Genomic DNA, 20,944 nt, shown 5'->3' with positions numbered 1-20,944 from the left:
CAGGCTCCCCTGCAGCAAACAGAAACCCCACCCCGCAAAGGTGGGGTTTCTGCGTTTACCGCGGCCGGAAAACAGACGAAGCGGGCGTGAAAACCACCCTCACTCCCTGTGCCCATCCGCAACGCATCGGCATAGCCCGTCAGTTCCAGATAGGCCCGTCCGACATCCACACCTTCGCGGCTCACCCGCACCGCGCCCATCCAGTACACTGCGCCCGCCAATCGCCGGAAACTCGTCGACGAGGCTTCCCTCGCTGTCCCCACATCGCGTGGTCGACTAAGCCCGCTTACGCACCGGCGTCTGATGCGACATGCCTGCGGTAAACCGATCGAGTCGTTCGCTCGCATCGGTGATTGCCCAAAGGGGCGCGCTATGCAACTGCCGGTCGTAATTCGTTGCGATCACCGCAAAAAGCGCGAATCCGGCGTCGTCCAGTTTCCACTTGCCGGTCTCTCGGCCGATATCGAACACTGCGGACACCACGCGTTCCGCCGCACCCAGTTGCTCACCAGTCGCCGAGCCGAAGCCCGATTCCGCCAGAAAGCCCGTCAACAGCATGATCTGCGTGAGCGTCTGCGCGTCGGTCATGCTGCCCGCACCGCGGCGCAAGGCGTCGAGTGCCAGATGGACCCGCAACGCGAGGTCGTCGGCGGTCTGCCGGGCGATCGGCAACAGCATGGCCTTGGCATGCCGGGCACGCGCAGCGCCAGTGTGGCGGGATAACGGAATAGGTTGTGCCATGAAGGTCCAATGTTTATGCCTGTGCAGATGCAATAACGGCGCGGCCCGTAAAAGGTTGAGCCCTCGTTGTGCATGCCACAGGCGGATCGACTGGAACGCCGGCTAGAGGCTGCTTTCGGCGCGATTCCTTCGCGGACCCGGCGCGTGCATCCTTCCAATCTGAGCGCGCGATGCCTTTCGATCTTCCTTCATGCGAAGGCATTTCACCCGCCCAGATCCCACACTCCGCGACGCCGATATCGCGAGCGCGCCACGCCTTCTGCCGTATGCCGGGCGCATCAAACCATTTGCATCTCGTCAGAGAAGACGGCCGCCGTTCTCCAAGCAAGGCACCCACCGGGCGTCCATAGCGGAATTGCCCGCAACCCGCAACCCGACCTCACTCCTCATCACCTTCATCCGAAACCGGCGCCACACTTCGCGCCCGCACGCGCCGTCGAATCTCCGAATCCAGAATCAGACGCCCCCGCAATTTCCCCTTCATCCGCTTCACATAGCGCGGCGCCTCGGTCATATGAATCACCATCAACTCCCGCACCTTCTCCACATCACGCTCACGCGCTGCCTTCGTAATCGCTTTGTGAATCTTGACGTTGGCCTGACCGAACCGCTCATGCTCAGCTTGCGGCGTGTCGTTACGAAACTCGATCAGTTGCCGGATCATTTCGTTGATCAACTCGCAACTGAAACGCAGGAACGGATTCGGATTCGCCGCCGCGAGAATGTCGTGGAAATTCACGTCCTCCTGACGTTGTCGCACGATGTCCTGGCCGCCGTGTGACGAAGCCGGTCGATCGCAACACGCAATGCTCGCGTCGAGCGCCTCGAAATCCTGCTCCGTCAGATGCGGCACTGCCCCTGCCGCGAGCTCCGGCTCCAGCAGTTTGCGCACGGTGTAGATGTCGTCGATCGATACGTCCTTGAAGAACAGATAGTTCTGCAGAAGTTGCAACGTACGATCGAGCGGCACCTCCACCACCATGCCGCCGCCGCTCGGGCCGGTGGTCACTTTGATAAGACCTTGCACCTCGAGCGATTTCAACGCCTCGCGGATCGTGCTTTTGCTCACCGAAAAGAGCTGCTGCAACTCCACCTCGCGCGGCAGGCGGTCGCCTGGCTTCAGGTCTTTCTCGGTGATGAGCCGCTTGATTTCCTCCGCGACCAGATCGCCGCGTTTTTGCTGCTTGATCTCAATCGCAGCGCCAGCCTTGGCGCGGTCCATGGCCATTTTCGAATCTCCCAGTTTGCCCTGCACGATCTTCGATCGATTCACCGGCGCCGTCGCAGCCCGGCAGGCCGCTTCGATGCCGCCAGGAATTTTGCCTTATTGACACCCGAATTTATTGTACCTACGATCAAGTCCAACCTATTTATCATGATAAATAGAACAAAGCCGATGTGGTGGAAAACTTCACGGCGGCCAGCAAGCAAGTAGTCGTTCGCGCAATGCGTGCAGTTTCGTAGTCGGTCAGTGCGTGTCTCTTTCCTAAGGAGCGTCATTTTGAATCGCCGAAATATGTTGAAGCTGGCCGCGTTGTCGGCCGTTCCGGGGACGTTGGGCTCGCTGGTCGCGCGAAGCGCGTTCGCGCAGGCCGGCACCTTGCAGTTCGCTTGTCCGGTGCCGATGTCGGGTCCATTCGCGGCGAACGGCAAATACGCCGACCTCGGCATGAAGCTTGCCATCGAGCAATATGGCAAGGTGCTGGGTCAACCGCTCGCATATACGGTGCTCGATACGGAAGGCAAGCCTGCAACCGCTGTGCGCCGTGTGCAGGAAATCGCGCAGCAGAAGAACGCACGCTTCTTTGCCGGCGGTATTCTGTCCTCCGAAGCATTGGCAATGGGCAAGGAAGTCCAGAAAGCAGGCGGCATTTTCATCACGACGGCAGGCGCGGACGAAATCACCGGCAAGGACTGTAACGACGCCACGTTCCGCTGGTCGGTGCCGACCTATGGCGCGATCGAGCAGACCGTGCGTCCGCTGATCCAGATGCTGCCTAAAGCGAAACGTTGGTACACCATCACACCGCAATACGTGTTCGGCGACGGTTTGCTCTCGGCCGCCAAGGCGATCTTCAAAGAGAAGGGCATCGAACATGTGGGCAACAGTTACCACTCGCTCAATGAGAAGGAATTCAGCGGCTATCTAACGAACGCAGTCGCGGCGAAGCCTGACGTGCTGCTGATTCTGAACTTCGGCTCGCAGTCGTCCGATACGTTGCGCCAGGCCGTCAGCTTCGGCATGAAGAACAATTGCACGATTCTGATGGCTTGGGCGTCGGGACTCGAGCAATTCGAATCGCTCGGCGCAGACCTGTGCGAAGGTGTCTATTTCGGCGCACAGTATTGGCACGGCATCGATTCGCCGCTCAACCGCGATCTCGTCAAACGTTCGAACGCCGCGTTCAAGGCAAACCCCAACTACAGCCTCGCCGGCTCGTATATTTGCACGAAGATCCTGCTCGACGGCATCGTGAAAGCAGGCAACGTCGATCAGAAGAAAGTGGTCGCCGCACTTGAAGGCATGAAATACGATGGTTTGACAGGCCCGGAAGAAGTACGCAAAGGCGACCATCAGGTGCTAAAGAACTATTATCTGTTGAAGGGCAAGGCGAAGAACAAGATGAAAAACGCCGACGACTACGCGGATATCGTGAGCTCAGGCCAATCGTTCCTGCCGCTCGACAAAACCGGCTGCAAGATGGCCTGACGCCTGCGTGCCGCATGCGAGCGCGGCGCGGCGCACATATCGCAACACGGCATCGCGATTCCCCTACGCACCACCCTTTAGACGGACGCCATGAACGTTTATCTCCTGCAGATCGTCAACGGCATCGGAGTGGGAATGCTGTATTTCCTGCTCGCGGTCGGTTTGTCGATCGTGTTCGGCCTGCTGCGCTTCGTGAATTTCGCGCACGGCGCGTTCTATCTGCTCGGCGCGTACTTCTGCTATCAGGCGATGCAGTGGTCGATGAGCTTCTGGACCGCGCTCGCGGTCGTGCCGATCGTCGTGGGCGCGCTTGCGTGGGTCGTCGAGAAACTGATTCTGCGGCACGTCTATGCGCAGCAGCATGAGTTTCATATTCTCGTGACCGTGGGTCTCGCGCTCGTCGTGCAGGAATGCGCGATCCTGATCTGGGGACCGCTCGGCGATAACGTGGCCGTGCCCGACGTACTGAACGGCGTGGTGATCTGGGGCAGTTTCGTGTATCCGAAGTACCGTCTCTTCGTGATTGGCTTCACTGCGGTGCTGGCTGCGCTTCTGTGGTGGGTGCTCGAAGGCACGCGGCTCGGCAGCGCGGTGCGTGCGGGCAGCGAATCGACTGAGATGGTCTCGCTGCTCGGTATCAACGTGTTGCGTGTTTTCAGCCTCGTGTTCGCGCTCGGCGCTGCGACTGCCGCGTTGGCGGGCGTGCTCGCCGCGCCGATTCGTGGCGTCGATCCGTTCATGGGTATCGAAGCGCTCAGCGTCGCGTTCGTCGTGGTGGTGGTCGGCGGAATGGGTAATTTTCTTGGCGCGCTGGTCGGCGGATTGCTGGTGGGGATCGTGCAAAGCGTGATGAGTACCTTGTGGCCGGAAGGCGCGCGATTGATGATCTATGTCGCGATGGCCGCCGTCCTGTTGCTGCGACCGAACGGTTTGCTCGGGAGGGCGGCATGATCGATACGTCGAAACCTATCGTGCAGAGCGCTTCTTCCGCAAGGACACAATCGAGCCTGAAGCATTCATTGCACCGCTATCGGTTCCTGCTACTGGCGTTGCTGGTCGTGTGCGTGTTGCCGCTGACGTTGCGCTCGGGATCGCTGGCTACTGAAGTGCTGGTGTTCGCACTCGCCGCGCTCGGCTGTAATCTGCTGCTCGGCCACACAGGTTTGCTGTCGTTCGGGCAAGGCATTTTCTTCGGGCTCGGCAGCTATTGCGCGGGACTGGTCCTTACCAAAACGGGCTTGCCGGTGTCTGTGGCCTTGCTTGCGTCGGCCGTCATCGGCGCGGCGGCCGCAGCACTCGTCGGCTGGTTTTCAATTCGCCAGCGCGGCACCTACTTCGTCATGCTGACGCTTGCGTTCGGACAACTGTTCTACTTCCTCGCCTACACCACGCCCGACCTGACCGGCGGCGACAACGGCTTGCTAGACATTCCGCGCCCGGCGCTTGGACTGTTCGGCAAAACGATCGTGCCGTTGACATCGCCATGGCAGTACTACGGTTTCGTCGCCGTGTTGTTCCTCGTGGTCTTCTGGCTGCTGATGCGCGTATCGCACTCGGTATTCGGCCGGACGTTGCTCGCGATTCGCGACAACGAAGCGCGCGCCGCTGCGGTTGGCTACGACGTCAAACGCTTCAAACTGATGGCGTTTGTCATCTCCGGCGCGGTCACGGGTCTGGCGGGCGCGCTGCACGCGTTGATGACCGGTATCGCGCCGCTTTCCAACATCGACTATCACACGAGCGAGATGATCCTCGTGATGACCGTGATAGGCGGCACAGGCAATCTTTTCGCCTCCGTATTGGGCGCCGCGTTCTACGTGCTGTTCGCCGACTGGCTGTCCACTTTGTGGCCGCGCTGGCTCTTGTTGCTCGGCATCGTGCTGATCGCCGTCAGCCTGTTCATGCAGCGCGGTCTGTGGGGATTGGGCGAACGCATCTGGCAATCGCTACGCCGCAAATCATCCGCCGACGCAGACAACGACGCAGACAAGGAGCCCGTATGAGCGAACCCATTCTGCGAGCGAGCGGCGTTGTGAAGCGCTACGGAAAATTCACAGCGCTCTCCGACGTCAGTTTGAACATCATGCCGCGCACGGTGCATTCCGTGATCGGTCCAAACGGCGCGGGCAAAACCACGCTCTTTCACGTGTTGACCGGCACGCTGCCGATCACCGAAGGCAAGATCGTTTTCGACGGCCACGACGTCACGCACGAGCCGGATCATAAACGCGTGCGGCGCGGCGTCGCGCGTTCGTTTCAAGTGACGAGCCTGTTTGCCAACCTGAGCGTGCGCGAAAATCTGCGGCTCGCCGCGCAAGGCGTCGACGCGGTGCGCGCATTGAATGCGTGGACGCCGCCGCACGGCGCGCTCACACATGCGGACATCGTGAACAGTGTGCTCGAACGGCTCGCGTTGCAGCGGTTCAGCGAGGTATCGGCAGGCGCGCTTTCGCACGGTCAGCAGCGCCGGCTCGAAGTCGGCATGGCGCTCGCCGCGCGGCCCAAGGCGATCTTTCTCGACGAGCCGACCTCGGGCATGGGCATCGACGATCTCGACGACATGAAGCAGTTGATTCGCGGCCTGCGCGACGACTACACGGTCGTGCTGATCGAACACAACATGGGTATCGTGATGGACATCTCCGACACGATCACCGTCATGCAGCAAGGGCGCGTACTGGTGGAAGGACGTCCCGACGACATTCGCGGCGACGAGCGCGTGCGCAGCGCCTATCTCGGCAACATGATCACCGGAGGCCGCGCATGATTCTCGACGTACAGCAGATTCACGGTTTCTACGGCAAGAGCCACATCCTGCAAGGCGTGTCCCTGCAAATCAACGATGGTGAGACGGTCACGCTATTGGGCCGCAACGGCGCCGGCAAATCGACCACGCTCAAGTCGATCGCCGGCGTCGTCACGCCTCAGCGCGGCACGGTCACGTTCAACGGCGCCAGGATCAGCGGCATGCCGCCGCACAAGATCGCGTCGCGAGGTGTCTGCTTCGTACCCGAGCATCGCGGCATCTTTCGTCTGCTCACCGTCGAAGAGAACTTGCGGCTTGGCGCGCGCAAGGATTCGCCGTGGCAACTCGACGACATCTACCGAATTTTTCCACGCCTGAAAGAACGGCGCACGAACGGGGGCGCGCAGTTATCCGGTGGCGAACAGCAGATGCTTGCAATCGGCCGCGCGCTGATGAATCACCCGCGTTTGCTGATGCTCGACGAACCGGTCGAAGGCCTCGCGCCGGTGATCGTCGAAGAAATCGTCGCGCAACTCAAGCTGATCCGCGAGGCCGGCGTGGCGATTCTGCTGGTCGAGCAGAACCTGGAAGTCTGCACACAACTCGCGGATCGCCATTACATCATCGAACAGGGCGTGATCGTCTATTCGGGCGACAACGCATCGTTTGCTGCGGACGACTCGATCAAGGACCGTTATCTCGGCGTCGGCGTGGTCTGACGCGCACTCAGTCTTCAACACGAGGAAGGATCGATGCAAGTTCATGAATCAACAACCGTCGCGACGTTCGCCGATCTGCGAGTCGACGGCGCGCGGCTCTGGGACAGTCTCATGCAACTCGCGCGGATCGGCGCCACGGAGAAAGGCGGTGTGTGCCGGCTCGCACTCACGGAGTTGGATCGCCAGGCGCGCGACCTCTTTATCGCGTGGGCGAAGGAGATCGGCTGCAGCGTGCGGATCGACGCGATCGGCAATATTTTCGCGCGCCGCGCGGGTTTGCGTGACGACCTGCCGCCGGTGATGACCGGCAGCCACATCGACACGCAGCCTACAGGCGGCAAGTTCGACGGCAATTACGGCGTGCTCGCGGGACTGGAAGTGCTGCGCTCGCTGAATGATGCCAATGTGCGGACACTCGCACCGCTCGAAGTCGCGGTATGGACCAATGAAGAAGGTTCGCGCTTCGTACCGGTGATGATGGGTTCCGGCGTGTTCGCCGGCGCATTCACTCTGGAGCACGCGCTCGAACAAAGCGATCGCGAAGGCATCACGGTGCGCGATGCGCTGTCGCAGATCGGATATGCCGGCGAAGCCGAAAAACCACACGACGTAGGCGCTTATTTCGAAGCGCACATCGAACAAGGGCCTGTTCTCGAGGCGAACGACAAAACAATCGGCATCGTGCAAGGCGCGCTCGGCCAACGCTGGTACGACGTGACGGTGCACGGCATGGAAGCGCACGCCGGCCCGACACCGATGGCACTACGCCGTGACGCTCTGCTGGTCGCGGCGGATCTGATTCACGCCGTCAATCGCATTGCGCTCGATCACGCGCCTCACGGCCGCGGCACGGTCGGCTGGCTCGACGTACATCCGAATTCACGCAATGTGATTCCAGGCCGCGTGACGCTCACCGTCGATCTACGCGCCGCCGACGATGCCACGCTCACGACAATGGATAGCGCGTTGCGCGCCGCATGCTCGCTAGCGGGCGAGAAAACCGGCATCACGGTGGACGTCGAGCAAGTGGTGTACTTCCCGCCGCAACCGTTCGCCGCGGAACTGGTCGGCGCCGTGAAGCAGGGCGCGGACACGCTCGGTTTTTCATCGATGGACGTGATCAGCGGCGCCGGCCATGACGCCGTTTATCTCGCGAGAGTCGCGCCCGCGGCGATGATCTTCGTGCCGTGCAAAGACGGCATCAGTCACAACGAAATCGAAGACGCCCGCGCGGATCATCTCGAAGCCGGTTGCAACGTGCTGCTGCAGGCCATGCTGAACGCCGCGCAGAAAGCGGGGAGCGCAGACGCATGAAGATCCTCATCGCGCGCATGAATCACGAGACCAACACGTTTTCGCCGGTGGCCACGCCGTTGGCAGCGTTCGGCCGTAACGGTCCGACCTATGGCGAAGACGCGTTCAACGACAACAAAGGCATGCAGACGGCGATGGCCGCGTTCATCGACGCAGCCGAGCATGAGCATGCCGACATCGTGACGCCCGTGTCGGCGTCGGCGAATCCGAGCGGGCCGGTCGAGGCCGCCGCTTACGATGCAATCTGCGAGGCGATCGTGTCGGCGGCAGCAGGTTGCGACGCTGTCATGCTCGATCTGCACGGCGCGATGGTCGCCGAGAATTCGAACGATGGCGAAGGCGACCTGCTCGAACGCGTGCGCACATTGCTGCCGGATGCGCCGATCGCCGTCGCGCTCGACTTGCACGGCAACGTCACGAAAAAGATGATCGACAACGCGGACGTGATCGTCAGCTTCAAGACCTATCCACACGTCGATATGTACGAGACCGGCGCGCATGCGGCGCGTCTGATGTTCGACCTGGTCCACGGCAAGGCGAAGCCTGTGATCGCATGGCGCCAACCGCCCTTGCTCACGCACACGCTGCGCAGCGCGACTGCCGAAGGCGCGATGAAGCGCGCCGTGGATGCCGCGCGCGCCGCCGAGGCCGACGGCATGCTCGCGGTGTCGGTGCTGTCTGGCTTCTCGCTCGCTGATATCGAGGCGCCATGCATCAGCGTCGTAGTGGTGGGCAACGGCGATCCTGCTCATGCCGAAGAGGTAGCAGAACGCATCGCGGAGCAGATCTGGAACGAACGCGAGGATTTCGTGTATCGCAGCGCGCCGCTCGCTGAATCCGTCGCACAAGCCGCCTCGCTCGCAGTGGACGCCGACAAGCCCGTGCTCCTGCTCGATCACGGCGACAACTGCATGTCGGGCGGCACATGCGACACGATGGATCTGCTCGAAGAAGCCTTGAAGCAGAAGCTCGACGGCATCGTGAGCGGGCCGTTGTGCGATCCGCAAGCGGTTGCGGCGTTGATGTCGGCCGGCGTGGGCAGCACGGTGACGGTGACCATCGGCAACAAGGTCGCGAGCGATGCGCTCAAGCCGCGTCCGCCGCTTGCCGTGACCGGCGTGGTGCGCGCGTTGACCGACGGCGAGTACGTGATCAGCGGCCCGACATACACCGGGCAGCGTGCCTTCATGGGACGCGCCGCGGTCCTCGACACGGGCACCGTCAAGCTCGTGACGACCGAGCGCACGCACGAACCGTGGGACCTGGGCGTGTTCGAGAGCGTCGGCATCGATCCGCGTCGCGCGCGTTTCCTGTTGTTGAAATCGCGCATGTATTGTCGGCCCGTTTTCGTGCCGATCGCCGCGGCGCTGGTGGAATGCGACAGCCGCGGCGTGACGAGTTCGGACTACGGCCTGTTCGCTTTCAAGCGCGTGAAGCGGCCGGTTTTTCCGCTCGATACGCAGACTGAGTGGCCATCCGCGAATTGAATCGACAGAAGTGCTGTCAGGGGCTTGTGCAGAGCGCACGGGTTCTCTATAATTCGCGCCTCTAAAGGCTCGTAGCTCAGTTGGTTAGAGCACCACCTTGACATGGTGGGGGTCGTTGGTTCGAATCCAATCGAGCCTACCAACGCATCCGTGACGTAGACGAAAGCGGCTTCGCTTTCGTCTACTGTCAGGTTCTCGCATCACCTCGGCGCACTGTCTGTTGTGCCGCTGTCCTGTCAGTTTCTCCCCTCCGTATTGCCTTCAATTCGACGCAGCGTGACTCGTTCGCCGTGAGTGCCTTTGTGCGTCCATCGTTGCCGTCTCACGTCGTCGTGAACCAATGCGCGGTACAGTTAAGCCTCCCGGTTTCGCCACTGAATAAACTGCCGTCAGCGCGCGACGAAAGCGCGGGCAGCTCAAAAGGAAGCTGACGCAATGAAGAAGCTCATCAACGAGGTCTCCGCGGTTGTTCCGGACATGCTCGACGGACTCGCGGCGCTCAATCCCCATCTCTCCCTGTTGCAAGGCAGCACGATCGTCGTGCGAGCGGATGCCGAGGCCGCCGCGGCGCGCGGCGAAGTCTCGCTGATCTCGGGCGGCGGCTCGGGCCACGAGCCCGCGCACGGCGGTTATGTGGGCTCCGGCATGCTGAGTGCGGCGGTCGCGGGTGAAGTCTTCACGTCGCCGTCCACCGACGCCGTGCTCGACGCGATCCGCGCGGTGGCCGGCAAGGCCGGCGCCTTGCTGATCGTGAAGAACTACACGGGCGACCGCTTCAACTTCGGCCTCGCGGCAGAGATCGCGCGCGCCGAAGGCATCCCCACGGAAATGGTGATCGTCGCCGACGACGTCGCGCTGACGGCAAGCGGCGATCATGCGGGCCGTCGCGGGCTCGCGGGGACCGTGCTGGTTCACAAGATCGCGGGCGCGGCTGCCGCGGCGGGCCGCCCGCTGGCGGAAGTCGCGCGGATCGCGCGCGACGTGGCGGCTTCGCTCGGCACGATGGGCGTCGCGCTCACCGCGTGCACGGTGCCGGCTGCGGGCAAGCCGGGCTTCGAATTGGCTGACGGCGAGATCGAATGGGGGCTTGGCATTCATGGCGAACCGGGTGTGGAGCGCGGAGCGATGGAGCCCGCCGGCGCGATCGTCGACAAGCTGCTGGCGAAGATCGTCGGCGATCTGTCGTTGCAGGCCGGTGTGCGGGTGGCATTGCTGGTGAACAATTTAGGCGGCACGCCGTCGAGCGAATTGAGCATTGTGGCCGGCTCCGCGCTGCGTTATCTGGCGGCCCGCGGCATCAAGGTGGAACGTGCGTGGGCCGGCACGTTCCTGAGCGCGCTGGAAATGGCCGGCGTCTCGCTGACGCTGCTGCGCGTGGACGACCAACGGCTCGGCTGGCTCGACGCCGTCGCACATACCAGCGCGTGGCCCGCGCTCAGCGGCCGCATTGCACAGGTTTCCGTGCGGCCCGCGCCTGCCGAGCCGGAGCGCGCAAGCGGTGCGACGCTGTCGCCTGAAGCGACGTTGCGCCGCGTGATCGAAGCCGTTTGCGCGTGCCTGCTGAAAGCGGAGCCGACGTTGACGGACATGGATCAACGCGTCGGCGACGGCGATCTCGGCATCAGTCTGTCGCGCGGTGCACGCGCGATACTTCACGAGCTCGATGGCTATCCGGCTGAAACGACGCCGGGCGCCGTATTGCGCAGCCTGTCGGCGACGCTGCGGCGCGTGGTCGGCGGTACGTCGGGCCCGCTTTACGCGGTGATGCTGGTACGCGCGGCGGTCGCGCTCGAACAGTCAGGCGGATCGACGCCGAAGGAATGGGCGGCGGCGTTCGGCGCGGGTGTCGACGGCTTGATGGAACTGGGCGGTGCGCATCCGGGCGATCGCACGATGGTCGATGCATTGAAGCCGGCCGCCGACGCATTGCAATCCGCTCTCGCACGTCAGGATGCATTGGATGCCGCGTTGCAAGCGGCCGTCGACGCGGCAACCGAAGGCGCCTCGCAAACGGCGTCGATGCATCCACGGCGCGGGCGCTCGAGTTATGTCGGCGATCGCGCGCTAGGTTACGTGGATCCGGGCGCGCATGCGGTGGCGTTGTGGCTTTCCGCGATTCGCGAGGCGCTGAAGAAGTAAGCGAGTCAGCGCAAACACTCGCTTGTCCGAAACGAAAAACGGCTAACAGCAGAGCAGAGGTCCCATGTTTTTAGCCGTGCGAGCAAAGCACCAACGCTCACGCTTTCGCATCAGCACGCTGTCACGGACGAAGCAGATCAAAACCAGCCAGCGCAACCACCCCGCTCACCATGATCAGCGCCACCGAATGCTGTCCGAAGTAAAGCAGGCCGGCAGCCGACCAGCACGTCAAAGCAAATGCGGCAATACGTTTCATGCTTTAAAACCCCAACGCGACAGCCAGCAACCCGCTGATCACCCCACACACCACCACGGCCAACGCCACGACCGTCAGCACACGCCGCGGAAACGAGCGTCCGAGCATGGCCATCGACGGGACACTGATCAGCGGCAGAGTCATCAGCAACGCGCCAGCCGGGCCGGCCGCCATGCCGAACGAGAGCATGGCCTGGATGATCGGCACTTCGCCCGCGGTCGGAATCACGAACAGCGTGCCGGCGATGGACAGCGCGATGATCCACAGCAGGCTGTTGTCGATATCCGGTCCGACATGCGGAAACAGCCACGTGCGCGCCGCGCCGAGAATCAGCACGAGCACGATGTATTCGGGAACGAGCCGCAGCGTCATCGTGCCGAGGATTTTCACCCAGCGGGCGAAGGCGGTGCGGGGCACATCGCCGGCGACCAGTTGCGCCATCGCTTCGCGCGACGCTTCGGCTTCCTTCGGCGTCACCATGCGGTTCACCAGATAGCCGAGGCCGAAGACCATCACGATGCCCAGGGCGAGGCGCAGGCCCATCCACTGCCAGCCGAGCACGAAGCCCATGAAGATCAGCGTAGCCGGATTCAACGCGGTATTGCCGAGCCAGAACGCGATAGCCGCGCCCGGCGCCGCCTGACGCGCACGCAAGCCCGCCACGACCGGCGCCGCGCAGCACGTGCACATCATGCCCGGCAACGACAACAAGCCACCCTTCACGACGCTGCTGAAATCGGTGCGGCCGAGCGCGCGCGCGACCCATTGCGGCGGAATCAGCGCCTGCACCGCCGAACCGAGCAGCAGCCCGAGCACCATCGCTTGCCAGATCGCTTTGCCGTAGGCGAAGGCGTAGTCGATGGCAGCCTGCCACGACGCCGCCGGCGCGCTCGCCGACGTGCCCATCAGGATGGATTTGCCGATGGAGTGCTGGCTCGCGGCCACGAACGCGCGGTTGTAGTACGGGAACCACTTCACATAAAAGAGGCCGACCACAGCGATCAGCAAAAAGACGATCCAGCCAAGAGCGACTCGTGGTTGTCGAAGGGTTGATTGCATGGTGGTCTTAAATGTTGGTTTTAATCAGATGACAGCGAGCGCGCTGCGGTCGTACTGCGCAAGCAGCGCTCTTGCCTGGTCGACGACATCGGTGTCGTTGGGGCGGAAATTCCATTGCAGTGCGCGCGGCAAATGGACGAAATGCTGATGGCTGCTGCGCGCATACGCCGGATCGTAGTGACGCTCGATCAGCTCATGCGCGAGTTCGGCACGTCGGTTGTCGTCGACGAGCTTTTGCCAGCCGGTGACACGTTCCCGGCTATGCAAACCGATCATCCGTTGCAACTGCCCCTTCAGTGAATCGGGATCGTCGAACAGATGGGCATAGTCGTGCAGCAGGAATGCCGCGCGATCTTCGCGGCTCGAAATCACCTCGACGCAGCGACCCTGATGAAACGTGTCGAGCAGCGCGAGCGGCAGCGCGACCGAGCCGATGCGCCGGCTCTCCGCTTCCACGAACACCGGCCGTGCCGGATTGAACGTGCGCAACGCGCTCACGAGCAGCGTATCGAAACGTTTCTGCGACGGCTGCGCCACGCCGGCCCAGGCGCCGAGCAGCGAGCCGCGATGCGCGGCCAGCGCTTCGAGATCCAGCGTCTGCGCACCCGCGGCGTTCAGGGCCGCGAGCAGGCGCGTCTTGCCGCTGCCGGTCGGGCCCACCAGCGCGATGTATGAGAAGGTCTTCGGCAAGGTGCCGAGCGTGTCGAGCGTGGCCCGCCGATAGGTTTTGTAGCCGCCATCGAGTTGGCGCGCCTGCCAGCCGATCATATTGAACAGCGTGGTCACCGAACCCGAGCGCTTGCCGCCGCGCCAGCAATAGATCAGCGGCCGCCAGTTGCGCGGCCGGTCGGCGAAAGTCGTTTCCAGATGGTGCGCGATATTGCGCGCGACCAGCGCCGCGCCGATCCGCGTGGCTTCGAACGGCGATACCTGCTTGTACGTCGTGCCGACCAGCACGCGCTCTTCGTTGCTCAGCACGGGCGCGTTGAGCGCGCCCGGAATATGGTCTTCCGCAAACTCGAGGGGCGTGCGCACATCGATGATTTCATCGAAATCACCTGCTTTTTCGAGGCTGACGAGTAGGTTTTTCAAGGAGTTGGGGATAAAACGGGCCGGCTGCGGCAGGTTGAAATTATCGCATGCGCCGTGAATCCAAGCCGGTGGGCGCGTAGGGCTGCTTCCCGCATGCGCCCCCCACGCCGTTGCTCGCGGCTCAGATGACCTCGACGCGTCCTTCTCCACTGACCATTTCGCCGATCACACACGCCTCGCCGAATCCGTCGGCGCGGAACAGGGCGAGAACCTCGTCGACGGCTTGCGGCGCGCACGAAACCAGCAGGCCGCCCGAGGTTTGCGGGTCGGTGAGCAGGGTGCGCGCCGTCGCAGGAAATGAGGAGGGCAAAACGATGTTTTTACCGTATGCGTCCCAGTTGCGTCCCGACGCGCCGGTAAAAATGCCGGCTTCCGCGAGGCTCACCACGTCCGGCAACCACGGCAAATCCGCGTAGCGCACGCGGGCGGTCAGGTTCGAGCCGCGCGCCAGTTCGAGCGTATGGCCGAGCAGGCCGAAGCCGGTGATATCCGTGAGCGCGTGCACGCCGTCGAGCTTGGACAGGTCCGCGCCCGGCCGGTTGAGTTTGGTCGTCGCGCCGATCATGGCGGCGTAGCCGGCGGCGTCGAGCCGGTCTTTCTTCAGCGCTGCCGAGAGAATGCCCACGCCTAGCGGCTTGCCGAGAATCAGCACATCGCCCGCGTGCGCGTCCGCATTGCGTTTGACGCGCTTCGGATCGACCACGCCGATGGCGACGAGGCCGTAGATGGGCTCGACCGAATCGATCGAATGGCCGCCGGCGAGCGGAATGCCGGCCTCGGCGCACACGGATTCGCCGCCCTTCAGCACGGCTGCGATCACGTCGTGCGGCAGCACGTTGATCGGCATGCCGACGATGGCCAGCGCCATGAGCGGCTTGCCGCCCATGGCGTAGACGTCGGACAGCGCATTGGTCGCCGCGATGCGGCCGAAGTCGAACGGGTCGTCGACGATCGGCATGAAGAAGTCGGTCGTGGCGACGATCGCCTGCTCGTCGTTGAGCTTGTAGACGGCGGCATCGTCGGCGGTGTCGTTACCGACCAGCAGATCGGGAAAGAACGGCAGCGGCGCGCTGCGCTTGAGCAGATCGGCGAGCAGGCCAGGCGCGATCTTGCAGCCGCAACCGCCGCCGTGCGACAGACTGGTCAGACGGGGCGACGCGCTTGCGTGGCTGGGGGTATCGGTCATTGTGGCGGGCATTTCAGGCTACGAATGACCGCCATTATGATGGTTGTTCGGGCAATGCGCAGGGAACGGCCGCCGCCGGAGCGATCCCGGCAGAACAGGAAACGCGCCGTGCATTCCTCCGCGCCTGCCCATAACGCGCCCCACGCTCGCGATGCGCTTGCCGCAAAGGTGCGACAAAAGGACTGCAGCCGCACTCGTTACTTGTTGCTGCCCGTCCCCGTGCCATAGAGGCCGCTATCGAAGCCGCCCGCGCCTTGGGACTTGTGACCCTGCCCGCCAGTCTTGCCGCGCGAGTTCGCCGAACCGCCATCTTTCGTCTGCGGCTTGTGCGATTCATGGACCGCGGACGCGGACGCATCCGGCGCCGATCCCATCGAAGAGGTGCGGTTCTCCTGCTGCGACGAACCACTGCCTTGTGTGATCTGAGCAATACCGTGCGGACTCGTCGCGAGCATCGCGACACCCAGCGCGAGCGAGACAACGCTGACCGATGCACGCGATTTCACTGCGCCGTAAAGATTGCCCGCGAGAAAAGACTTCAGAAGTAGGTAGGTCATAGGTGCGCCAAAGATCTGGAGTAAGTGTCGATCCGTAACTCACAGACTCAGCAATAACAATGCCTCGACTTTTATAAACCGGCTGTGGCACTTCATATTTAGTTGCACTGTAGAAGGCTTAAGTCTCGCTGCAGGATTTCATACCGGTCTCTATAATCGTTATCAGTGTCCCCATTAAGAGCCGAGGCCATCCAATGCCCCAAATGTCCCGGCGACAATTTCTGAAGATCTCCGCCACCACGCTAGCCGGATCGAGTCTCGCCCTCATGGGCTTCTCGCCGACGCCCGCGTTAGCGGAAGTCCGTCAGTACAAGTTGTCGCGCACAACCGAAACCCGCAATACCTGCCCGTACTGTTCGGTAGGCTGCGGCATCCTGATGTACGGACTCGGCGACAACGCCAAGAACGCAAAGTCCAGCATCATCCATATCGAAGGCGATCCCGATCATCCGGTCAATCGCGGCACGCTGTGCCCGAAGGGCGCGAGCCTGATCGACTTCATTCACAGCCCGAGCCGTCTGAAGTATCCGGAGTATCGCGCGGCGGGCTCGAATGAATGGAAGCGCATGTCGTGGGAAGACGCGCTCGACCGCATTGCGAAATTGATGAAGGAAGATCGCGACGCCAACTTCGTCGAGACCACGGCAGACGGCAAGAAGGTCAACCGCTGGCTGACCACCGGCGTGCTCGCTGCATCGGCCGGTAGCAATGAAGTCGGTTATTTGACGCACAAGACTGTCCGCAGTCTTGGCATGCTCGCATTCGACAACCAAGCACGTGTCTGACACGGCCCGACGGTGGCAGGTCTTGCCCCGACGTTTGGCCGTGGAGCGATGACGAACCATTGGGTCGACATCAAGAACGCGGATGTGATTCTGGTGATGGGCGGCAATGCGGCCGAGGCGCACCCGTGCGGTTTCAAATGGGTCACTGAAGCCAAGGCGCATCGCAAGGCGAGGTTGATCGTGGTCGATCCGCGCTTTACGCGCACGGCATCGGTTGCGGACTATTACGCGCAGATTCGCACTGGCTCGGACATCGTGTTCCTCGGCGGGGTGATCAACTATCTGCTCACCAACGACAAGATCCAGCACGAGTATGTGAAGAACTACACGGACATGCCGTTCATCGTTCGTGAGGACTTCTCGTTTACCGACGGTCTCTATTCCGGCTACGACGCCGACAAGCGCAAGTACGACCAGAGTTCGTGGGATTACGAACGCGGCGACGACGGCTTCGCCAAAGTCGATCCGACCTTGCAGCACCCGCGCTGCGTCTATCAACTGATGAAGCAGCACTATTCGCGCTACACGCCTGAACAGGTCGAAAGCACGTGCGGCACGCCTAAGGAAAAATTCCTCAAGGTGTGCGAGATGCTCGCGTCGACGGCTGTCCCAGGGCGCGCCGGCACGATCCTGTACGCGCTCGGCTGGACGCATCACTCGATCGGCGCGCAGATCATCCGCACCGGCGCGATGGTGCAATTGCTGCTAGGCAATATCGGCATTGCGGGCGGCGGCATGAATGCGCTGCGCGGTCACTCGAACATTCAGGGTTTGACCGACCTCGGTCTGATGTCGAACCTGTTGCCGGGTTACATGACGCTGCCGCTGGAAGCCGAACAGGACTTCGACGCCTTCATCGCGAAACGCGCGAGCCAGCCGCTGCGGCCGAATCAGTTGAGCTACTGGCGCAACTATCGCGCTTTCCATGTCAGTTTCATGAAGTCATGGTGGGGCGATAACGCGACCGCCGAAAACAACTTCGGTTTCGACTATCTGCCGAAGCTCGATAAGTCATACGACATGCTGCAGGTCTTCGAGCTGATGAATCAAGGCAAGATGACCGGCTACATCGCGCAGGGCTTCAATCCGCTCGCCGCGGCGCCGAACAAGGCGAAGATCGGCGCGAGTCTGGCCAAGCTGAAGTGGCTTGTCATCATGGACCCGCTCGCCACCGAAACCTCCGAGTTCTGGAAGAATTTCGGCGAGTTCAACGACGTCGATCCCACGTCGATCGCGACCGAGGTATTCCGTTTGCCGACCACCTGTTTCGCGGAAGAGCGCGGTTCGCTGGTCAGCTCCAGCCGCGTGCTGCAGTGGCACTGGCAGGGCGCGGAGGGCCCCGGAGAAGCGAAGAGCGACCTCGAGATCATGTCGGGGCTATGGCTGCGCATCCGCGAGGCTTACAGGAAGAACGGCGGCAAGTATCCCGATCCGATTCTCAAGATGAGCTGGCCGTATGCCGACCCGGAAAGCCCGACGCCCGAAGAGATCGCCATGGAGTTCAACGGCAAGGCGCTCGCCGACGTCACCGACGCGACCGACAAAACCAAGGTGCTCGCCAAAAAGGGCGAACAACTGGCGAGCTTCGCACAGTTGCGCGACGACGGCAGCACCGCGAGCGGTTGCTGGATCTTCTGCGGCGCATGGACCCAGGCGGGCAACCAGATGGGCCGCCGCGACAACTCCGACCCGACCGGCATCGGCAATACGCTGAACTGGGCGTGGGCCTGGCCGGCAAACCGGCGGATTCTGTACAACCGTGCTTCATGCGACGTCAGCGGCAAGCCGTTCGATCCGAAGCGCAAGCTGATCGCGTGGAACGGCAAGGCGTGGACGGGTGCGGACATTCCCGACTTCAAAGCCGACGAACCGCCCGAAAACGGCATGAATCCGTTCATCATGAACGCGGAAGGCGTGGCGCGCTTCTTCTCGCGTGACGGTCTGGTGGAAGGGCCATTCCCGGAGCACTACGAACCGTTTGAAACGCCGCTCGGCTATAACCCGCTGCATCCGAACAACAAGGCGGTCGTCAGCAGTCCGGCGGCGCGCGTGTTCCCCGATGACCGGGCCGCGTTCGGCACGCACGAGAAATTCCCGCATACGGCGACCACGTATCGTCTGACGGAGCATTTCCACTACTGGACCAAGCACGCGCGCTTGAACGCAATCGTGCAGCCGCAACAGTTCGTGGAGATCGGCGAGGATCTGGCGAAGGAGGTGGGCGTGGTGGCCGGGGACCGCGTCAAGGTGTCGTCCAATCGCGGGCACATCATTGCCGTGGCGCTCGTCACCAAGCGGATCAAGCCGCTGATGATCGAAGGAAAGAAAGTCCAGACAGTCGGATTGCCGCTGCATTGGGGCTTCAAGGGACTCGCGAAGCCGGGCTATCTCGTCAATACGCTAACGCCCTCCGTGGGCGATGGGAATTCGCAAACACCGGAATTCAAATCGTTCCTCGTCAAGGTCGAAAAGGCATAGGGAGAAGAGATGGCACTGCAATCACTGGACATCAAACGCCTCTCGGCCACGACCTTGCCTGAACCGCAAGTGCGTGAGCCGGCCACGGGCACGGTCGCCAAGCTCATCGACGTGTCGAAGTGCATTGGCTGCAAGGCGTGTCAGACCGCCTGCATGGAATGGAACGATCTGCGCGATGAAATCGGCACGACAACGGGCATCTACGACAACCCGCGCGATCTGAGCGAACATTCGTGGACCGTCATGCGGTTCTCGGAATACGAGAACACCGAAGGCGATCTCGAGTGGCTGATCCGCAAGGATGGCTGCATGCACTGCGAGGATCCCGGTTGTCTGAAGGCCTGTCCGTCACCGGGCGCGATTGTGCAGTACACCAACGGCATCGTGGATTTCCACGAGGAAAACTGCATCGGCTGCGGCTATTGCATCACCGGTTGCCCGTTCAACGTGCCACGCATTTCGAAGAAGGACAACCGCGCGTACAAGTGCACGCTGTGTTCGGACCGCGTGGCGGTCGGCCAGGAACCGGCTTGCGTGAAGACTTGCCCGACCGGCGCGATCATGTTCGGCACCAAGGAGGACATGAAGCAACAGGCTGCGGACCGGATTGAAGATCTGAAGGAACGCGGTTTCCAGAACGCCGGTTTGTACGATCCTGCCGGCGTGGGCGGCACGCACGTGATGTACGTACTGCATCATGCCGACAAGCCCACTCTATATCACGGATTGCCGCAGAATCCGAAGATCAGCGTGATGGTGACGCTGTGGAAGGGGCTGGCCAAGCCGCTGGCGCTCGCAGGTATCGCGTTCGCGGCGCTGGCCGGGTTCTTCCACTACACGCGTGTCGGTCCGAACGAGGTGTCGGAGGCGGATGAAGCCGAAGCCCAGCACGAAGCCGACGAAGTACGCCGTTCGCGGGAGGCATCCAATGAAGCACCCTGAGCATACCGAACTGAAGGACGTGAAGGGCAACAGCCTGATCGTGCGCTACACGCCGAATGAACGTACGAATCACTGGATCACCGCGATCACGTTCGTCCTGCTGGCGCTGTCCGGCCTCGCCATGTTTCATCCGGCCATGTCGTGGCTCTACGCGATCTTCGGCGGTGGGCAATGGACGCGAATTCTGCATCCCTTCGTCGGCTGCGTGATGTTCCTGTCGTTTCTGATTCTTGCGTTGCGCTTCTGGCATCACAACTATCTCGACAAAGCCGACCTTCAGTGGATGAGGCAGATCGACGACGTGCTCAACAATCGCGAGGAAAAGCTCCCCGCGATCGGCAAGTACAACGCCGGTCAAAAGCTGCTATTTTTCACCATGGTGATCTGCCTGCTGCTGTTGCTGGCGAGTGGCATCGTGATCTGGCGGCGCTATTTCTCGTTCTACTTTCCGATCGAGATCATCCGGCTCGCGGCGCTCGTGCATGCCGCGGCGGCATTCGTGCTGATCGTCGGCATCGTCGTGCATATTTATGCGGCGTTGTGGATCAAGGGCTCGATCGGCGCCATGACGCGCGGTACGGTGACCTACGGCTGGGCGCGAAAGCATCATCCGAACTGGTTCAAGGAAATCATCGGTAAATAGCGGGCCACGCAGAGGCAACCCAGGCAGCGCGGCTTCCGGCGTGCTGCATCCGAGCCGCCGCTCTCGTTCGATGAACGGCGGCGGCTCCTT

The 20,944-nt window shown here is 62.2% G+C and carries 18 protein-coding genes, 1 tRNA gene and 1 pseudogene; 12 read left to right on the top strand and 8 right to left on the bottom strand.

Translation table 11 applies throughout. The features are described from left to right. The 3 genes and pseudogenes from PQR42_RS25395 to PQR42_RS25385 all read right to left on the bottom strand — a co-directional run. Positions 1–209: pseudogene (locus tag PQR42_RS25395) on the bottom strand (hypothetical protein); the annotation flags it as partial. Positions 210–276: 67 nt separating this feature from the next. Beyond that, positions 277–741 (bottom strand): hypothetical protein, encoded by a 465-nt coding sequence (locus PQR42_RS25390; protein WP_408387647.1) that lies wholly within the window; start codon positions 739–741, stop codon positions 277–279. 379 nt (positions 742–1,120) lie between these two features. Then, a complete protein-coding gene (locus PQR42_RS25385; protein WP_408210779.1) occupies positions 1,121–1,969 on the bottom strand; it encodes a FadR/GntR family transcriptional regulator in 849 nt (282 codons plus the stop codon). 273 nt (positions 1,970–2,242) lie between these two features. On the opposite strand from PQR42_RS25385, the gene PQR42_RS25380 reads away from it, so the two are divergent. From PQR42_RS25380 to dhaL, 9 genes are all read left to right on the top strand, one after another. Continuing rightward, entirely contained in the window at positions 2,243–3,451 is a 1,209-nt protein-coding gene (locus tag PQR42_RS25380; RefSeq protein WP_408210755.1) for an ABC transporter substrate-binding protein, read from the top strand. Positions 3,452–3,541: 90 nt separating this feature from the next. Then, complete coding sequence (locus PQR42_RS25375; protein ID WP_408210752.1) at positions 3,542–4,402, top strand: branched-chain amino acid ABC transporter permease; 861 nt, start codon at positions 3,542–3,544, stop codon at positions 4,400–4,402. Continuing rightward, complete coding sequence (locus PQR42_RS25370) at positions 4,399–5,454, top strand: branched-chain amino acid ABC transporter permease (protein WP_408210749.1); 1,056 nt, start codon at positions 4,399–4,401, stop codon at positions 5,452–5,454. The genes PQR42_RS25375 and PQR42_RS25370 overlap by 4 nt, the downstream gene beginning before the upstream one ends. Continuing rightward, positions 5,451–6,218 carry an ABC transporter ATP-binding protein gene (locus PQR42_RS25365; RefSeq protein WP_408210746.1) on the top strand — a complete coding sequence of 256 codons (768 nt, stop codon included), beginning with the start codon at positions 5,451–5,453 and terminating at the stop codon, positions 6,216–6,218. The genes PQR42_RS25370 and PQR42_RS25365 overlap by 4 nt, the downstream gene beginning before the upstream one ends. Then, positions 6,215–6,916: an ABC transporter ATP-binding protein gene (locus tag PQR42_RS25360; RefSeq protein WP_408387649.1), complete on the top strand. Its 702-nt coding sequence runs from the start codon at positions 6,215–6,217 to the stop codon at positions 6,914–6,916. Before PQR42_RS25365 ends, PQR42_RS25360 begins: the two co-directional genes overlap by 4 nt. 33 nt (positions 6,917–6,949) lie before the next feature. After that, on the top strand, positions 6,950–8,230 hold the full coding sequence (locus tag PQR42_RS25355) for a Zn-dependent hydrolase (RefSeq protein WP_408387651.1): 1,281 nt from the start codon (positions 6,950–6,952) through the stop codon (positions 8,228–8,230). After that, complete coding sequence (locus PQR42_RS25350) at positions 8,227–9,717, top strand: M81 family metallopeptidase (protein WP_408387653.1); 1,491 nt, start codon at positions 8,227–8,229, stop codon at positions 9,715–9,717. Before PQR42_RS25355 ends, PQR42_RS25350 begins: the two co-directional genes overlap by 4 nt. A 65-nt stretch (positions 9,718–9,782) precedes the next feature. Further along, positions 9,783–9,859, top strand: a tRNA-Val gene (locus tag PQR42_RS25345). A gap of 293 nt (positions 9,860–10,152) precedes the next feature. Next, a complete protein-coding gene (dhaL, locus tag PQR42_RS25340) occupies positions 10,153–11,856 on the top strand; it encodes a dihydroxyacetone kinase subunit DhaL (protein ID WP_408387655.1) in 1,704 nt (567 codons plus the stop codon). A 121-nt stretch (positions 11,857–11,977) separates the two neighbouring features. On the opposite strand, the gene PQR42_RS25335 is transcribed toward dhaL, so the two are convergent. From PQR42_RS25335 to PQR42_RS25315, 5 genes are all read right to left on the bottom strand, one after another. Further along, positions 11,978–12,112: a hypothetical protein gene (locus tag PQR42_RS25335; protein WP_408210732.1), complete on the bottom strand. Its 135-nt coding sequence runs from the start codon at positions 12,110–12,112 to the stop codon at positions 11,978–11,980. A gap of 3 nt (positions 12,113–12,115) precedes the next feature. Then, entirely contained in the window at positions 12,116–13,171 is a 1,056-nt protein-coding gene (locus PQR42_RS25330; RefSeq protein WP_408387657.1) for a permease, read from the bottom strand. Between the two features lie 24 nt (positions 13,172–13,195). Continuing rightward, a complete protein-coding gene (gene mnmH, locus PQR42_RS25325; protein ID WP_408387659.1) occupies positions 13,196–14,263 on the bottom strand; it encodes a tRNA 2-selenouridine(34) synthase MnmH in 1,068 nt (355 codons plus the stop codon). Between the two features lie 121 nt (positions 14,264–14,384). Further along, the gene (gene selD, locus PQR42_RS25320) at positions 14,385–15,449 is read right to left on the bottom strand and encodes a selenide, water dikinase SelD (RefSeq protein WP_408387661.1); all 1,065 of its coding nucleotides are present in this window, start codon (positions 15,447–15,449) and stop codon (positions 14,385–14,387) included. A 197-nt stretch (positions 15,450–15,646) separates the two neighbouring features. Then, positions 15,647–16,006 (bottom strand): beta-xylosidase, encoded by a 360-nt coding sequence (locus tag PQR42_RS25315; protein ID WP_408387663.1) that lies wholly within the window; start codon positions 16,004–16,006, stop codon positions 15,647–15,649. Positions 16,007–16,200: 194 nt separating this feature from the next. Between PQR42_RS25315 and fdnG the strand changes: the two genes are divergently transcribed. The 3 genes from fdnG to PQR42_RS25300 are packed head-to-tail and all read left to right on the top strand — an operon-like array spanning position 16,201 to position 20,854. Next, positions 16,201–19,269 (top strand): formate dehydrogenase-N subunit alpha, encoded by a 3,069-nt coding sequence (gene fdnG / locus PQR42_RS25310; protein WP_408210718.1) that lies wholly within the window; start codon positions 16,201–16,203, stop codon positions 19,267–19,269. A gap of 9 nt (positions 19,270–19,278) precedes the next feature. Then, positions 19,279–20,211: a formate dehydrogenase subunit beta gene (fdxH, locus tag PQR42_RS25305; RefSeq protein WP_408387665.1), complete on the top strand. Its 933-nt coding sequence runs from the start codon at positions 19,279–19,281 to the stop codon at positions 20,209–20,211. Then, positions 20,198–20,854: a formate dehydrogenase subunit gamma gene (locus PQR42_RS25300; RefSeq protein WP_408210712.1), complete on the top strand. Its 657-nt coding sequence runs from the start codon at positions 20,198–20,200 to the stop codon at positions 20,852–20,854. The genes fdxH and PQR42_RS25300 overlap by 14 nt, the downstream gene beginning before the upstream one ends. Positions 20,855–20,944 lie beyond the last annotated feature (90 nt).

Source organism: Paraburkholderia sediminicola, assembly GCF_046027355.1.
Taxonomy (GTDB): Bacteria; Pseudomonadota; Gammaproteobacteria; order Burkholderiales; family Burkholderiaceae; genus Paraburkholderia; species Paraburkholderia sediminicola_B.
The sequence above is the reverse complement of the archived record's forward strand: the minus strand, read 5'-3'. Positions and strand labels throughout refer to the sequence as shown.

Bases quoted from the DNA above. Each gene is read 5' to 3' on its own strand.
- PQR42_RS25390 (WP_408387647.1), bottom strand. From the start codon at position 741: ATGGCACAACCTATTCCGTTATCCCGCCACACTGGCGCTGCGCGTGCC.
- PQR42_RS25385 (WP_408210779.1), bottom strand. From the start codon at position 1,969: ATGGCCATGGACCGCGCCAAGGCTGGCGCTGCGATTGAGATCAAGCAG.
- PQR42_RS25375 (WP_408210752.1), top strand. From the start codon at position 3,542: ATGAACGTTTATCTCCTGCAGATCGTCAACGGCATCGGAGTGGGAATG.
- PQR42_RS25370 (WP_408210749.1), top strand. From the start codon at position 4,399: ATGATCGATACGTCGAAACCTATCGTGCAGAGCGCTTCTTCCGCAAGG.
- PQR42_RS25365 (WP_408210746.1), top strand. From the start codon at position 5,451: ATGAGCGAACCCATTCTGCGAGCGAGCGGCGTTGTGAAGCGCTACGGA.
- PQR42_RS25360 (WP_408387649.1), top strand. From the start codon at position 6,215: ATGATTCTCGACGTACAGCAGATTCACGGTTTCTACGGCAAGAGCCAC.
- PQR42_RS25355 (WP_408387651.1), top strand. From the start codon at position 6,950: ATGCAAGTTCATGAATCAACAACCGTCGCGACGTTCGCCGATCTGCGA.
- PQR42_RS25350 (WP_408387653.1), top strand. From the start codon at position 8,227: ATGAAGATCCTCATCGCGCGCATGAATCACGAGACCAACACGTTTTCG.
- dhaL (WP_408387655.1), top strand. From the start codon at position 10,153: ATGAAGAAGCTCATCAACGAGGTCTCCGCGGTTGTTCCGGACATGCTC.
- PQR42_RS25335 (WP_408210732.1), bottom strand. From the start codon at position 12,112: ATGAAACGTATTGCCGCATTTGCTTTGACGTGCTGGTCGGCTGCCGGC.
- PQR42_RS25330 (WP_408387657.1), bottom strand. From the start codon at position 13,171: ATGCAATCAACCCTTCGACAACCACGAGTCGCTCTTGGCTGGATCGTC.
- selD (WP_408387661.1), bottom strand. From the start codon at position 15,449: ATGACCGATACCCCCAGCCACGCAAGCGCGTCGCCCCGTCTGACCAGT.
- PQR42_RS25315 (WP_408387663.1), bottom strand. From the start codon at position 16,006: ATGACCTACCTACTTCTGAAGTCTTTTCTCGCGGGCAATCTTTACGGC.
- fdxH (WP_408387665.1), top strand. From the start codon at position 19,279: ATGGCACTGCAATCACTGGACATCAAACGCCTCTCGGCCACGACCTTG.
- PQR42_RS25300 (WP_408210712.1), top strand. From the start codon at position 20,198: ATGAAGCACCCTGAGCATACCGAACTGAAGGACGTGAAGGGCAACAGC.